The organism is Pseudomonas sp. RGB, from assembly GCF_007713445.1.
Taxonomy (GTDB): Bacteria; Pseudomonadota; Gammaproteobacteria; order Pseudomonadales; family Pseudomonadaceae; genus Aquipseudomonas.
In genome coordinates this window covers 140,199-153,399 of record NZ_VMSH01000001.1, presented here as the reverse complement: position 1 = coordinate 153,399, position 13,201 = coordinate 140,199, and the positions used below count along the sequence as shown (strand labels likewise).

Below are 13,201 nucleotides of genomic sequence, written 5' to 3'. Positions count from 1 at the left end.
ACATTGACCCAGTTTCTACATTGAGATGTGCAGTGTTTGTCAGCCCAGGTTCTTGCCTAGCAGGGCATGGTAAAGCTCGCTGTCCCCCAAAATCCCCACCACCTGGTTGTTGTTATGCAGCACCAGCTTGTTGCCGGTGTGATAACGAATCTGCAATGCATCGCGCATGCCGATATTGGAATCCACCAGCGTCGGTACCCGGCCCAACCCTTCCACGGCTTGCCCCGGTGCCCAGTTCTGCAGGTTCATCACCGCGCCATTCTGGCGGGCGCCCTGGATCGTGTTGCCTTCGGCCAGGTCCAGCCAGGAATCGCCGCCCGGATCGAGGCACACCGAGCCGTTGACCCGCGTGCAGTTGTCCAGGGTGCGCATCAGGCTACGGCCGCACAGCACGTTCAGCGGGTTGGTGTGGGCGACGAAGGTACGCACATAGTCGTCCGCCGGGTTCAGCACGATCTCTTCCGGCACGCTGTACTGGATGATCTTGCCGTCTTTCATGATCGCGATGCGGCTACCCAGTTTGAGCGCCTCATCCAGATCGTGGCTCACAAACACAATGGTCTTGCTCAGCTTGCGTTGCAGCTCCAGCAGTTCATCCTGCAGGCCCTGGCGGATCAGCGGGTCGAGGGCGGAGAAGGGTTCGTCCATCAGCAGGATATCGGCGTCCATCGCCAACGCGCGGGCCAGGCCGACGCGCTGCTGCATGCCGCCGGACAACTCGTCGGGCTTCTTGTTGCGCCATTGGGCCAGGCCCACCAGTTCGAGCTTTTCATCCACCAGCGCGCGGCGTTCTTTCTCCGGACGGCCCTGCATCTCAAGGCCGAAGCTGATGTTTTCACGCACCGTCAGCCACGGCATCAATGCGAATTTCTGGAACACCATGGCGATGCGCTTGGTGCGCATCATTTTCAGCTCGGCCGGCGTGCATGAAGCGATGTCGATCTGGCGACCTTCATGCTCCACAAACAGCTGGCCACGGCTGACGGTGTTGAGGCCGTTGATGCAGCGCAGCAAGCTCGACTTGCCGGAACCGGACAGGCCCATCAGCACGCAGATCTCGCCTTTCTCGATGTCCAGGCTGGCTTTTTCAACGCCGACAATCTGCCCGGTCTTTTTCAGGATTTCGTTGCGGTGCATGCCCTGGTCGAGCAGCTTGAGGGCTTCGCGCGGGTCTTTGGAGAAGATCACATCGACATTGTCGAATCGGATAATGCTCATGCATCACCCCCTACTTTGGCGTCGGGTTGTTTGCAGATGCGGTCGAGCATGATGGCCAGCAACACGATTGCCAGGCCGGCTTCAAAGCCCAGGGCGATGTCGGCGGTGTTGAGTGCGTTGACCACCGGCTTGCCGAGGCCGTCAGCGCCCACCAGGGCCGCGATCACCACCATCGATAACGACAGCATGATGCATTGGGTAATGCCGGCGGCAATGCTCGGCATGGCGTGGGGCAGTTCAATGCGTGAGAGCAACTGACGGCGCGAGCAGCCAAAGGCCTTGCCGGCGTCCATCAATTCTTGCGGCACATCACGGATGCCCAGGTAGGTCAGGCGGATCGGCGCGGCAATTGCGAACACCACCGTGGAAATCAGCCCGGGCACCACACCCAGCCCGAAGAGGGTCAGGGTAGGGATGAGATAGACGAAGGTCGGCACGGTCTGCATCAGATCGAGCACCGGCCGCATCAGGGTGTAGAACATCGGTTTGTGCGCGGCAACAATGCCCAGCGGCACGCCGATGACCACGCAGACCAGGGTGGCGAACAGCACCTGCGCGAGGGTTTCCATGGTTTCCTGCCAGTACCCCAGGTTCAGGATCAGCAAGAAGGAGGCGATGACAAACACCGTCAGGCCCCATTTGCGTTGAATGAAGTGAGCGAGTAGCGCAATCAGACCGATCAATGCCAGCGGATTGAACCAGGTCAGCGCAAACGTCACGCCGTGGATCATCGTTTCCAGGGTCGATGCGATTGCGTCGAAGTAGTTGGCACCGTGTTGGGTCAACCATTCGACGAAGGCAGCGATGTACTGGCCTAGTGGGATTTTATGTTCAGTCAGCATGGTAGTGAATGTCCACATGCGAAGGGGAAAACATCCCGGGCCAGCGCACCGGCCCGGGGTCAGCGATTACTTGTCGAGGTAAGCTTTGACGGCCTCCAAACCGGGTTTGCCATCCACGGTGGTCACACCGGCCAGCCAGGTGTCGAGCACTTGCGGGTTCTTCTTCAGCCAGGCTTTGGCCGCGGCGTCAGGCTTCATCTTGTCGTCAAGGACGTTACCCATCAGGGTGCTTTCCATGTTCAAGGTGAACGACAGGTTTTTCAGCAATTGGCCAACGTTGCTGCATTCCTGGGTGTAGCCCTTGCGAACGTTGGTGTAGATGGTGGCCTGGCCGTAGTTGGGGCCGAACGAGTCGTCACCGCCGGTCAGGTACTTCATCTTGAAGCGGGTGTTCATCGGGTGCGGTTCCCAGCCCAGGAACACGATGGCCTGGTCACGCTTGGAGGCGCGTTCCACTTGCGAGAGCATCCCGGCTTCGCTGGACTCGACCACTTTGAAACCTGCGGTTTTCAAGCCGAAGGCGTCTTTGTCGATGAGGGTCTGAATGGTGCGGTTGCCGTCGTTGCCCGGCTCGATCCCGTAGATCTTGCCGCCCAGTTCATCCTTGAATTTGACGATGTCGGCGAAGTCTTTCAGGCCCTTGTTGTACAGCGCCTCCGGGACCGCCAGGGTGTACTTGGCGTTTTCCAGGTTGGCGCGCACGGTTTCCACGGTGCCGGCATCACGGTACTGCTTGATGTCGTTTTCCATGGTCGGCATCCAGTTGCCGAGGAAGATGTCCATGTTCTTGCCGTCGGCCAGTGACTTGTAAGTCACCGGTACCGAAATCATCGTGGTGCGCGGCTTGTAGCCCAGGCCCTTGAGGACTTCGCTGGTGGTCGCGGTCGTGACGGTGATGTCGGTCCAGCCGACATCGGAGAAGTTGACGGTCTTGCACTGTTCCGGTTCTGCAGCGTGTGCCACAACTGGCAGACTCAGCATGGCGGCCAACAACAACGAGGGTGAACCTTTCATCGGGGTAGACTCCTGTGTCTTTTCTGGCGGCATTCGCCGCGCTTTATATGTGTTGCGGTTGGGGCGTGCATCGAGGCGACGGCACGGTGCCTTGCAAACGAGTCGAGACTGATCATGTACCAGTGAAAATCTGACGCCTACAGGGGGCGTCGTATCCAGTACAGGGATGGTCGTATCCAGTGTCGGTGACGTCGCTTACAGGTTTTTCCAATGGCAAAACCGCAGTTTTTACCGATCTGCACCGCTAAAAACGGCCAAAACGCCCGATCGCACGAGGGCGGCGTTGGTGAGCATGGTTACGTCGGTGTGAGACGCCGTGAGGGCAAGCAAAAGCTTGATGATGCCGCCATCTGGGCGATCTGAGCGTAGCACCTCGTTCAAGCCTGGCCGTGCTTATCGAGGAGTTCTACCGCAATGGCTATCAGTGTTTTCGACCTGTTCAAGATCGGCATCGGGCCTTCTAGTTCTCACACCGTCGGCCCCATGCGCGCCGCGGCGTTGTTCGTCCAGGCATTACGTGAACGTGAACTGTTGGAACAGGTCAGGCGCGTTGAAGTTCAGCTGTACGGCTCCTTGTCGGCCACCGGCATCGGCCACGGCAGCGACACCGCCACCATCATGGGCCTGATGGGCGAATGGCCGGACGCAATCGACCCGGCGCACATCGGCCTGCGTATTCATACCCTGCGCGAGACCGACACGCTCTTGCTCGACGGCCGCCTGCCGGTGCCCTTCGTCTGGGCGCGCGACATGCGCCTGCTCGACGAAAACCTGCCGTTTCACCCTAACGCCATGACCCTTGTGGTGTTCGGCGATGACGGCGAGCTGCACCGCGATACCTACTATTCGGTCGGCGGCGGTTTTGTGGTGGACCAGGCCCAGGCGCAAAGCGGCGTGGCGGATATGGACCGCACCGAGCTGCCGTATGATTTTTCCAGCGCTGTAGAGCTGTTGCAGCTGTGCAAAACCCATAACCTGCGCGTGGCCGAGTTGATGCTGGCCAACGAAAAGACCTGGCGCGACGAAGAAGAAATCCGCAGCGGCCTGATGAAACTCTGGCGCGCCATGCAGGATTGCGTGGAGCAGGGCCTCAAGCACGAAGGCATCCTGCCCGGTGGTTTGAACGTGCGGCGCCGCGCCGCCAAGTTGCACCGCAGCTTGCAGGAGTTGAACAAGCCGAATGTGATTGGCTCGACCTTGAGCGCGATGGAGTGGGTCAACCTGTTCGCCCTGGCGGTGAATGAGGAAAACGCAGCGGGTGGGCGCATGGTCACCGCACCGACCAATGGCGCGGCGGGGATCATCCCGGCGGTGCTGCACTACTTCATGAAATTCAGCGACGAGGTGACCGAAGCCAACGTGGTCGACTATTTGCTCAGCGCGGCGGCCGTGGGAATTTTGTGCAAAAAGAACGCCTCGATTTCCGGCGCCGAAGTCGGCTGCCAGGGTGAAGTGGGTTCGGCGTGTGCCATGGCCGCGGCGGGGCTGGCGGAAATCCTTGGCGCCACGCCGGAACAATTGTGCAACGCCGCCGAAATCGGCCTGGAACACAACCTCGGCCTGACCTGCGACCCGGTGGGCGGCCTGGTGCAAGTGCCGTGCATCGAGCGCAACGCGATTGCCGCGGTAAAAGCCATCAACGCGGCGCAGATGGCGCTGCGTGGCGATGGCCAGCACTTTATCTCCCTGGACCGGGTGATCCGCACCATGCGCGATACCGGCGCGGACATGCACGACAAGTACAAGGAAACCTCGCGGGGCGGGTTGGCGGTGAGTGCTGTCGAGTGCTGATACCGAGTTGCGGCTAATCGGGGGCAAGCCCCCTCCCACACTTGAAGGTATTCACAATTCAAAAGGTGGGAGGGGGCTTGCCCCCGATAGCGGTAGTCCGTCCAACACTGCTCATAAAGTGAACACCCGGACCCAAAAGCGCCACCTTTTAGCGCGTCGCAAACAGACAAGTAGCCCTCAGACGATTCCTCGCCCGACCACCCGTCACCTGTGCGTGCGGTGACAGACTTTTCCCACGCGCTCAAAGCGCCTTCCCACAAGTGCTACCGATCTGCTCACACCCCGTGAGCAGGCTCACTCCAGCGGCCTTTTCGGGGCCTATCCCGCACTCCTTACGCGGGCTTATATAGACGCGTCATCAGGTCGTTTTCAGGAGTTATTGAATGGCCATTCAATTTTAGGCATGGCATTTGCTCTATCAATTCAAAGCCTCTCCTTTCCAGGGTGAGCGCAATAACAAGAGCCTCGCCTGAGGCCATCACCCGCTTTGTGTGAGGAGATACCGCGATGACGTCGTTCAACTCCGGGGCTCAACCCCAGAACCGTGCGCCTCAATCCATCGGCTTTTTGCTGCTGGACAATTTCACGCTGATTTCCCTGGCCTCGGCAGTAGAACCGCTGCGCATGGCCAACCAGCTGTCCGGCCGCGAGCTGTATCGCTGGACAACCCTGAGTGTCGACGGCAACCAGGTGTGGGCCAGCGACGGCCTGCAAATCACCCCCGATGCCTCCATGCACAAAGCCCCGGCCCTGGACACTGTGATCGTGTGCGGCGGCGTGGGAATCCAGCGTACCGTTACCCGTGAGCACGTCTCGTGGCTGCAAAGCCAGGCGCGTCAGTCGCGTCGTCTTGGCGCGGTGTGCACCGGCAGTTGGGCCCTGGCCTGCGCCGGTTTGCTCGACGGTTTTGATTGCAGCGTGCACTGGGAATGCCTGGCGTCGATGCAGGAAGCCTTCCCGCGCGTGGCCATGAGCACGCGCCTGTTCACCCTCGACCGCAATCGCTTCACCAGCTCTGGCGGCACCGCGCCGCTGGACATGATGCTGCACCTGATCAGCCGCGACCACGGCCGTGAATTGTCCGCCGCCATCTCCGAAATGTTTGTGTACGAACGCATCCGCAACGAACAGGACCACCAGCGTGTGCCGCTCAAGCACATGCTCGGCACCAACCAGCCGAAGCTGCAGGAAATCGTCGCGCTGATGGAAGCCAACCTCGAAGAGCCGATCGACCTGGACGAGCTGGCGGTGTACGTCGCCGTGTCGCGTCGTCAGCTGGAGCGGTTGTTCCAGAAATACCTGCACTGCTCGCCGTCGCGCTATTACCTGAAGCTGCGCCTGATCCGTGCACGGCAGTTGCTCAAGCAAACGCCGATGTCGATCATCGAAGTGGCCTCGGTGTGCGGGTTTGTGTCCACGCCGCACTTCTCCAAGTGCTACCGCGAATACTTCGGCATTCCGCCGCGCGATGAGCGCGTAGGGTCCAACACTACCCAGCAAGTGGCGATGATGCCGATTCCGCAGGCGCTGGTGTTGTCACCGTTGTCCGGGCCGATGTCGGCGTTGAGCCAGGCCAGGAACGAGTCGACGTTTGCGAGTGTCAGGCTCTAACCCAACCTAGTGGCGAGCGGGCTTGCCCCGCGTTGGGCTGCGCAGCGGCCCCAAAACCGCGTGTTGAGGTTCGTCTGATACACCGCATTGCCTGGATTGGGGCTGCTGCGCAGCCCAACGCAGGACAAGCCCGCTGGCCACAGGGGATTGTCAGGCGCCGGAGTTCTGCTTGAACTGCACCAACGCCGGCAACAGCTGCTTGTCGATCGCCTGGCGTACGGCCGGCAAGATTGTCGCACTGCCGGTGTACATCTGTTCCACCATGCTCTTGAGCGCCTTGGCCCGCGCAGCGCTCAAACCACGTACCGCGCACTCGCAAGCCTGCTCGGCGGTGGCACCGCTGGAGACTTCAAAACCCAGCGAGCGCAGTTGGCCCAGCAGGTCATCCTGATCAATCAAATCCGCGTGCATCATGACGTTCATCCTGGTGTAGGGAGCGGGGACTGACTGGGATTCTGGTAGGCCCCCGTCCGGTCGGCAAGGGCAGAATTGACGAATGGCTCATATGGCTATGAGCAGGTCGTTTTCGGGTCATTTACCGACAGAAGTAATAGGCACACTGAATGCCAGGCACGCAGCTTGAAGGTTTGGTCACCCTCGGGATGTCACGCTCACACCAAGCACTCTGCCCCGGTCTTGTCACGGCTTGATCGGGGCTTTTTTTGCCTGGGTTTTGTGGTGACTGCACTGGCCTCTTCGCGAGCAAGCCCGCTCCTACATTTGACTGCATTCCAACTTTGGAACTCGGTTTAATGTGGGAGCGGGCTTGCTCGCGAAGGCCGCACCTCGGTCTACCTTTGCAACACCAATATCCTGGACAACAACTCATCCCGGTCGATGTAACACCCCTGGAAATGCCGCGCCCCGGAAGCCGGGTCAAACGCATTGCGCGCATGCAAGGTGCGGCGGTTATCAAAGCACCACAACTCCCCCGGATTCAGCCGTTTGATCAGCCGAAAACGGTCCTCGCGGGTCATCGCAATAAAGCGCCTATACGCCCGATACAACAACGGCATCTGCTCCACCGGCGCCTCGAACGGCCCGCGCAAAAAGTTGGCCATGCGGATCTCCGCCACGTCTCCCAAGGCATCCAGCGCAATGATCGGCGCCAGGCGGCGGTAGTCGCTGTGACGGTCTTTATTGCGAAACTCCACGGGGATTTCACACAACGCACGAAACGCTTCAGGGTCTTCGCTGCGCAGTGCATGGGCGATGGCGAACCCGTCGACAAAAATGCTCTCGCCGCCGGTGGCCTCGTTCACCAGGCAATGCAGAAATTGCAGCCCCGGTTGCAGCTCCCGCGTTGGCAAATCGCTGTGCAACGGCAGGTTGAAAGCGGTGTAGGCATTGCTGTCGGCATCGGCCTTGGACTGCACGTTGAAGAGCACGCCGAAGTTGCTCTCGCGGATAAACGAAATGCGCTTGGCGATCAGCGCCAGCGAGCCAGGTTCGGTGGGCACGCCACGGATTTGCGTGAGGCCCGCGTCACGCAAGGCCAGCAACCATTGCAGCAGGATGTTCGGGTCCTCCATCACGCCCGCGTAGTCGAAAACGGGCAACACGAAGGTGCTGTCCCATCGCTGCGATGCTGGTTTGGCTGCACGGCGTTCGGCGCGTGATTCGTCGTCATAGGCATGGGCGCGCAACCAGCCCGGATCGTAGTGGCTGCGATGGCCGCCACTCCATTGCACGCTCAGGCATCCCTGATCGATCTGCGCGCTGACGGCAGTCAGGTGTTCGTCCACATCGACAATCTCGAACACCTGCTCGCGGGTCACGCTGTACACGCATTGCGCGCACGGGCAGTTGTCGCGCAGCCACTGATGATGAAACGGGCTCACCCGGCCATCGGCCCATCGCACACGTAGCTGATCGGTCAGCACCTGCACCTCGGCGAGGTCGCTGATGGTTGGGTAAGTACGAAAATCGGCAACAGCGGCGGCGGTTTGCATGGGGGCTCCTTATTGTTTTTTGGGCGGCAATCCAATCACGCGGCCGAGGAGAGCGGGGCGTGCCAACTCGGCCTGCTGCGCGCTGATCGTGCTGAGTTTTTCCAGGGTGGCCTCGGTGAACGGCGCCGAATGCGGACCGGCGAGGTCGACGTGCAGCAGCATCTGTTCGTTGCCGGCCAGTTCCTTCTCCTCTCCGACCAGGTGCAGGCTGTGATAGAGGTGCAGGCGCTTGGCATCGTGGGCGATCAGTTGAGTGCGCACCTCTACCTCGGCACCGAGTTTCACCTCATGCAGGTAGTTCAGGTGCAGTTCCAACGTGAACAGTGAATGGCCGCTGGCCTCACGGTTTTCACTGTCCAGACCCAGGGTGTCCATCAGCGCGTCGGTGGCGTAGCTGAAAATCAACAGGTAGAACGCATCGCGCAGGTGGCCGTTGTAATCCACCCAGTCGGGCTGGATCTTTGTGGTGTAGGTGGTGAGTGCTGGCATCACATAAATTCCGGCTATGTACTCGGTTAAATGTGGGAGCTGGCTTGCCTGCGATGGCGGCGGTGAGTCGTACACCGCTGTCGCAGGCAAGCCAGCCCCCACAGGAAATCAACAGCAGTTACTCGGCGAAGCTCATACCGTGCGTGGCTTTGGTGGTCTTCACCGCCTCCAGCACCGCCAAAAGGCAATCATCACGATAGCGCTCCAGCGCCGAAATGCTGTGTGTGCCCAACTGATCGCTGGTGCCATCGACCACATCGTCGATCAACTTGTCGGTCAACTCCGGTGCCGGCAAATACGTCCACGGCAATTGCAGCGCCGGGCCGAACTGCGCCATGAAGTGGCGCATTCCGGCATCGCCGCCCGCCAGCGTGTAGGTGAGGAAGGTGCCCATGAACGACCAGCGCAAGCCGGCGCCAAAGCGGATCGCATCGTCGATTTCGCCAGTGGTCGCCACGCCGTCATTCACCAGGTGCAGCGCCTCACGCCACAACGCTTCGAGCAAGCGGTCAGCGATAAACCCCGGCACTTCCTTACGCACATGCAGCGGGCGCATGCCAAGGGATTCATACACCGTGATCGCCGCCTGTATCGCTTCGGGCGCGGTGTTTTGGCCGCCCACCACTTCCACCAGCGGCAGCAGGTAAACCGGGTTGAACGGGTGGCCGACCACGCAGCGTTCCGGGTGGGTGGAACCTTCGTAGAACTCACTCGGCAACAGACCCGAAGTACTCGACCCAATCAGTGCATTCGGCTTGGCCGCTGCGCTGATTTTGCTGTGCAGTTCCAGTTTCAGTTCCAGGCGTTCCGGGGCGCTTTCCTGGATGAAGTCGGCGTCTTTCACGCACGCTTCAATAGTGTCGACAAAGCGCAGGCGGTCTTGGGATGCACCCGGTGCGAGGCCTTGTTTCTCCAAGGCGCCCCAGGCATTGGCAACGCGTTTGCGCAGGGCCGCTTCGGCACCGGGCGCCGGGTCCCAGGCGATTACATCCAGGCCGTGGGCGAGGGCGCGGGACACCCAGCCGCTGCCGATAACGCCACTGCCGAGGGCGGCGAAGGTTTTGATTTCGGTGATAAAGCGCATGTCGACGTTCTCTGAATAATTCGGTGATCAATGTGGGAGCTGGCTTGCCTGCGATTGCGGTGTGTCAGTTGGAGTATTCGGTGCTGGTGTACCGCTATCGCGGGCAAGCCCGGCTCCCACAGGGTGCAGTAGTGTTTGGAAAAATTAGCCGCGCTTGGTCAGGCCCATCTTGATTCGGCCTTGCGCCGGGGTCATGACCCGTGCACCCAGGCGGCTGAGGATTTCACTCGCGCGTTCCACCAACTGGCCGTTGGTGGCCAGCACGCCCTTGTCCAGCCACAGGTTGTCTTCCAGGCCGACTCGCACGTTGCCGCCCAGCAGCACCGCTTGGGCCGCCATCGGCATTTGCATGCGGCCGATACCGAAGCCGGCCCACACCGCATCGGCGGGCAGGTTGTCGACCATGGCTTTCATGGTGGTGGTGTCAGCCGGCGCGCCCCAGGGGATGCCCAGGCAGAGTTGGAACAGCGGGTTGTCGAGCAGGCCTTCCTTGATCATCTGCTTGGCGAACCACAGGTGGCCGGTGTCGAAGATTTCCAGCTCAGCCTTAACGCCCAGCTCCTGGATGCGCTTGGCGCCAGCACGCAGCTGGGCCGGGGTAGACACGTAAATGGTGTCGCCATCGCCAAAGTTCAGCGTGCCGCAGTCCAGGGTGCAGATTTCCGGCAGCAGCTCTTCAACGTGCGCCAGGCGCGTCAGCGGGCCGACCAGGTCGGTGTTGGGGCCGAACTCCATCGGGTTCTCGCCACCGCCGATTTCCAGGTCGCCGCCCATGCCGGCGGTGAGGTTGACGATGATGTCGATGTCGGCCTCGCGGATGCGCTCCATCACTTCGCGGTACAGCGCGACGTCGCGGCTGAACTTGCCGGTTTGCGGATCACGCACGTGGCAGTGCACCACGGTGGCGCCCGCCTTGGCGGCCTCCACGGCGGCGGCGGCGATTTGTTTGGGAGTGACTGGCACGTGTGGGCTTCTGCCGGTCGTGTCGCCAGCACCGGTGAGTGCGCAGGTGATGATGACGTCGTGGTTCATGAGTCGGTTCCTTACAGGCGGGCGTAGTGATGCCGTTCGCAGCCCACAGCGGCTGCGACACGGTGATTCGAATAGGGTTATTTGCTGGTCAGTTGCAGGTTGGCCGCGGCGGGCTTGCCGTCGAAGGTGGTCACGCCTTCGAGCCAGCGCTGCTGGTCTTGCGGGTGGTCCTTGAGCCACTGCTTGGCGGACTCAATGGCGTCCTTGTGATCCAGCAACGGCTGCATCATCCGGCTCTCGTCGGCGGCGGTGAAGGTCAGGTTGGTCAGCAGCTTGTGCACGTTCGGGCACTGTTCGGCGTAGGTCGGCGACGTGACGCTCCACACCGTGGCCATGCCTTCGTTCGGGCCCAGGGCGTCGTCGCTGCCGGTGAGGTAAGTCATCGCGACGTTGACGTTCATCGGGTGCGGCGCCCAGCCAAAGAACACCACGGCTTCCTTGCGGCGTACCGCGCGGTCGACGGCGGCGAGCATGCCGGCTTCGCTGGACTCCACCAGCTGGAATTTGCCCAGGCCGAACTGGTTTTTGGCAATCATCGCCTTGATCTGGGTGTTGGCGCCTGAACCTGGCTCGATGCCGTAGATCTTGCCGCCCAGTTCTTTCTCGAACTTGGCGATGTCGGCGAAGGTTTTCAGGCCCTTGTCCGCCAGGTAAGTCGGCACGGCGAGGGTGGCGCGCGCGTCTTCCAGGCTGGGTTTCTCGAGGACTTTGACTTGCTTGGCGTCGACGAATGGCGTGATGGTCTGGGTCATCAGCGGGTTCCAGTAACCCAGGAACAGGTCCAGGCGTTGGTCGCGAATGCCGGCGAAGATGATTTGCTGGGACGCGCTGGTCTGTTTGGTCTTGTAGCCGAGGCCGTCGAGCAACACTTGGGTCATGGCGCTGGTGGCGATCACGTCGGTCCAGTTCACCACGCCCATGCGCACGTTTTGGCAAGACGCCGCATCGGCTGCCATCACGTTGGTGCTCAAAATGGCGCTGGCGCTGAGTGCAAGCACGCAGCGGCTGATCAGTCGGTTCATGGTGGATCCCTCGGCAGGTCGTTATTGTGGGTTCCGGCGTCTTTGTGCGCCGTGGGATCAAGTTACGCAGCTTGAGGGGCGGCAAAGCGCACGGCGGCGACCAGCTCTTGCACTGCAGCGACCTGTGCTCTTGAATGGCCGGTTGAACTGGCGTATCACAGTGACCACGCTGCCCGTCCTACGAGAGCGCCACCATGTCCCAGGATTTCTACTTTCTGCTGATGCCGGGTTTCTCGGCCATCGGCTTTATCTCTGCGCTGGAACCGCTGCGCGTGGCCAACCGCTTTCGCGGCGAGCTGTACCGCTGGCACGTGCTGAGCGCCGATGGCGGTGCGGTGCTGGCGAGCAATGGCATGTCGGTCAACGCCGACGCCGCATTGGAGCCGCTGAAAAAAGGCGCGACGCTGATGGTGGTCGCCGGCTTCGAACCCTTGAAGTTCACCACGCCCGCGCTGGAGCACTGGCTGCGCCGCCTCGACCACGACGGCGTCACCCTCGGCGCCATCGACACGGGCGCCTGTGTGCTCGCTGAGGCCGGCTTGCTCGATGGCCACCGCCTCACGCTGCACTGGGAAGCCATCGATGCGTTCAAGGAGTCTTATCCACAGCTCACCGTGACCCAGGAGCTGTTCGAAATCGACCGCCGTCGCATCACCTGCGCGGGCGGCACGGCGTCCATCGACCTGATGCTAGACCTGATCGCCCAGGCCCACGGCCCGGACCTGGCGATTCAGGTTTCCGAACAATTCGTGCTCGGCCGCATCCGCCCACGCAAAGACCACCAGCGCATGCAGATCGCCACGCGCTACGGCATCAACAACAAGAAGCTGGTGCAAGTGATCGGTGAAATGGAACAACACACCGAACCGCCGCTGACCACCCTGGCATTGGCCGAGGCGATCAAAGTCACCCGACGTCAGTTGGAGCGGTTGTTTCGTCTGCATCTGAACGACACACCTAGCAATTTCTACCTCGGCCTGCGTCTGGAAAAAGCCCGGCAGCTATTGCGTCAGAGCGACATGAGTGTGCTGGAGGTGAGTATTGCGTGCGGGTTTGAGTCGCCTTCTTACTTCACGCGCAGCTATCGGGCGCGGTTTGCCAAGTGCCCAAGGGAGGATCGGCGACGGGAGGTGGTTTGATGGGCAA

Annotated in this window: 13 protein-coding genes; 4 read left to right on the top strand and 9 right to left on the bottom strand. The window is 61.1% G+C overall.

Annotation, left to right across the window (positions count from 1 at the left end):
• Positions 1-39: 39 nt before the first annotated feature.
• The 3 genes from choV to FPT15_RS00685 all read right to left on the bottom strand — a co-directional run bounded on the left by choV (position 40) and on the right by FPT15_RS00685 (position 3,074).
• Positions 40-1,218, bottom strand: coding sequence for a choline ABC transporter ATP-binding protein (gene choV, locus FPT15_RS00695; RefSeq protein WP_106575606.1), 1,179 nt, complete (start codon positions 1,216-1,218; stop codon positions 40-42).
• Complete coding sequence (choW, locus tag FPT15_RS00690) at positions 1,215-2,060, bottom strand: choline ABC transporter permease subunit (RefSeq protein WP_076017809.1); 846 nt, start codon at positions 2,058-2,060, stop codon at positions 1,215-1,217. The genes choV and choW overlap by 4 nt, the downstream gene beginning before the upstream one ends.
• 66 nt (positions 2,061-2,126) lie before the next feature.
• A complete protein-coding gene (locus tag FPT15_RS00685; protein ID WP_145157577.1) occupies positions 2,127-3,074 on the bottom strand; it encodes a choline ABC transporter substrate-binding protein in 948 nt (315 codons plus the stop codon).
• Positions 3,075-3,284: 210 nt separating this feature from the next.
• On the opposite strand from FPT15_RS00685, the gene FPT15_RS29700 reads away from it, so the two are divergent.
• The 3 genes from FPT15_RS29700 to FPT15_RS00675 all read left to right on the top strand — a co-directional run bounded on the left by FPT15_RS29700 (position 3,285) and on the right by FPT15_RS00675 (position 6,476).
• Positions 3,285-3,437 (top strand): hypothetical protein, encoded by a 153-nt coding sequence (locus FPT15_RS29700; RefSeq protein WP_178119641.1) that lies wholly within the window; start codon positions 3,285-3,287, stop codon positions 3,435-3,437.
• A 51-nt stretch (positions 3,438-3,488) separates the two neighbouring features.
• On the top strand, positions 3,489-4,865 hold the full coding sequence (locus FPT15_RS00680; RefSeq protein ID WP_145157575.1) for an L-serine ammonia-lyase: 1,377 nt from the start codon (positions 3,489-3,491) through the stop codon (positions 4,863-4,865).
• A 507-nt stretch (positions 4,866-5,372) separates the two neighbouring features.
• Positions 5,373-6,476 (top strand): GlxA family transcriptional regulator, encoded by a 1,104-nt coding sequence (locus FPT15_RS00675; RefSeq protein WP_005792167.1) that lies wholly within the window; start codon positions 5,373-5,375, stop codon positions 6,474-6,476.
• A 150-nt stretch (positions 6,477-6,626) separates the two neighbouring features.
• Here FPT15_RS00675 and FPT15_RS00670 read toward each other — a convergent pair whose 3' ends face one another.
• From FPT15_RS00670 to FPT15_RS00645, 6 genes are all read right to left on the bottom strand, one after another.
• Positions 6,627-6,890 (bottom strand): hypothetical protein, encoded by a 264-nt coding sequence (locus tag FPT15_RS00670; protein ID WP_145157573.1) that lies wholly within the window; start codon positions 6,888-6,890, stop codon positions 6,627-6,629.
• A gap of 377 nt (positions 6,891-7,267) precedes the next feature.
• Positions 7,268-8,428 carry a gamma-butyrobetaine dioxygenase gene (locus FPT15_RS00665; protein ID WP_145157571.1) on the bottom strand — a complete coding sequence of 387 codons (1,161 nt, stop codon included), beginning with the start codon at positions 8,426-8,428 and terminating at the stop codon, positions 7,268-7,270.
• A 9-nt stretch (positions 8,429-8,437) separates the two neighbouring features.
• Positions 8,438-8,917 (bottom strand): thioesterase family protein, encoded by a 480-nt coding sequence (locus FPT15_RS00660; RefSeq protein WP_145157569.1) that lies wholly within the window; start codon positions 8,915-8,917, stop codon positions 8,438-8,440.
• A gap of 118 nt (positions 8,918-9,035) precedes the next feature.
• The gene (locus FPT15_RS00655) at positions 9,036-10,001 is read right to left on the bottom strand and encodes an L-carnitine dehydrogenase (protein WP_145157567.1); all 966 of its coding nucleotides are present in this window, start codon (positions 9,999-10,001) and stop codon (positions 9,036-9,038) included.
• A gap of 144 nt (positions 10,002-10,145) precedes the next feature.
• The gene (locus tag FPT15_RS00650; RefSeq protein WP_119737554.1) at positions 10,146-11,033 is read right to left on the bottom strand and encodes a 3-keto-5-aminohexanoate cleavage protein; all 888 of its coding nucleotides are present in this window, start codon (positions 11,031-11,033) and stop codon (positions 10,146-10,148) included.
• A 77-nt stretch (positions 11,034-11,110) separates the two neighbouring features.
• Positions 11,111-12,055, bottom strand: coding sequence for a choline ABC transporter substrate-binding protein (locus FPT15_RS00645; RefSeq protein WP_145157559.1), 945 nt, complete (start codon positions 12,053-12,055; stop codon positions 11,111-11,113).
• A gap of 194 nt (positions 12,056-12,249) precedes the next feature.
• On the opposite strand from FPT15_RS00645, the gene FPT15_RS00640 reads away from it, so the two are divergent.
• On the top strand, positions 12,250-13,194 hold the full coding sequence (locus tag FPT15_RS00640; RefSeq protein WP_106575597.1) for a GlxA family transcriptional regulator: 945 nt from the start codon (positions 12,250-12,252) through the stop codon (positions 13,192-13,194).
• The last annotated feature ends 7 nt before the right edge of the window (positions 13,195-13,201 follow it).

Excerpts from the sequence above, each read along its gene's own strand:
- FPT15_RS00655 (WP_145157567.1), bottom strand. The coding sequence starts at position 10,001 with ATGCGCTTTATCACCGAAATCAAAACCTTCGCCGCCCTCGGCAGTGGC.
- FPT15_RS00670 (WP_145157573.1), bottom strand. The coding sequence starts at position 6,890 with ATGATGCACGCGGATTTGATTGATCAGGATGACCTGCTGGGCCAACTG.
- FPT15_RS00685 (WP_145157577.1), bottom strand. The coding sequence starts at position 3,074 with ATGAAAGGTTCACCCTCGTTGTTGTTGGCCGCCATGCTGAGTCTGCCA.
- FPT15_RS00680 (WP_145157575.1), top strand. The coding sequence starts at position 3,489 with ATGGCTATCAGTGTTTTCGACCTGTTCAAGATCGGCATCGGGCCTTCT.
- FPT15_RS00675 (WP_005792167.1), top strand. The coding sequence starts at position 5,373 with ATGACGTCGTTCAACTCCGGGGCTCAACCCCAGAACCGTGCGCCTCAA.
- FPT15_RS00660 (WP_145157569.1), bottom strand. The coding sequence starts at position 8,917 with ATGCCAGCACTCACCACCTACACCACAAAGATCCAGCCCGACTGGGTG.
- FPT15_RS00665 (WP_145157571.1), bottom strand. The coding sequence starts at position 8,428 with ATGCAAACCGCCGCCGCTGTTGCCGATTTTCGTACTTACCCAACCATC.
- FPT15_RS00650 (WP_119737554.1), bottom strand. The coding sequence starts at position 11,033 with ATGAACCACGACGTCATCATCACCTGCGCACTCACCGGTGCTGGCGAC.
- FPT15_RS29700 (WP_178119641.1), top strand. The coding sequence starts at position 3,285 with ATGGCAAAACCGCAGTTTTTACCGATCTGCACCGCTAAAAACGGCCAA.
- FPT15_RS00645 (WP_145157559.1), bottom strand. The coding sequence starts at position 12,055 with ATGAACCGACTGATCAGCCGCTGCGTGCTTGCACTCAGCGCCAGCGCC.
- choV (WP_106575606.1), bottom strand. The coding sequence starts at position 1,218 with ATGAGCATTATCCGATTCGACAATGTCGATGTGATCTTCTCCAAAGAC.
- FPT15_RS00640 (WP_106575597.1), top strand. The coding sequence starts at position 12,250 with ATGTCCCAGGATTTCTACTTTCTGCTGATGCCGGGTTTCTCGGCCATC.
- choW (WP_076017809.1), bottom strand. The coding sequence starts at position 2,060 with ATGCTGACTGAACATAAAATCCCACTAGGCCAGTACATCGCTGCCTTC.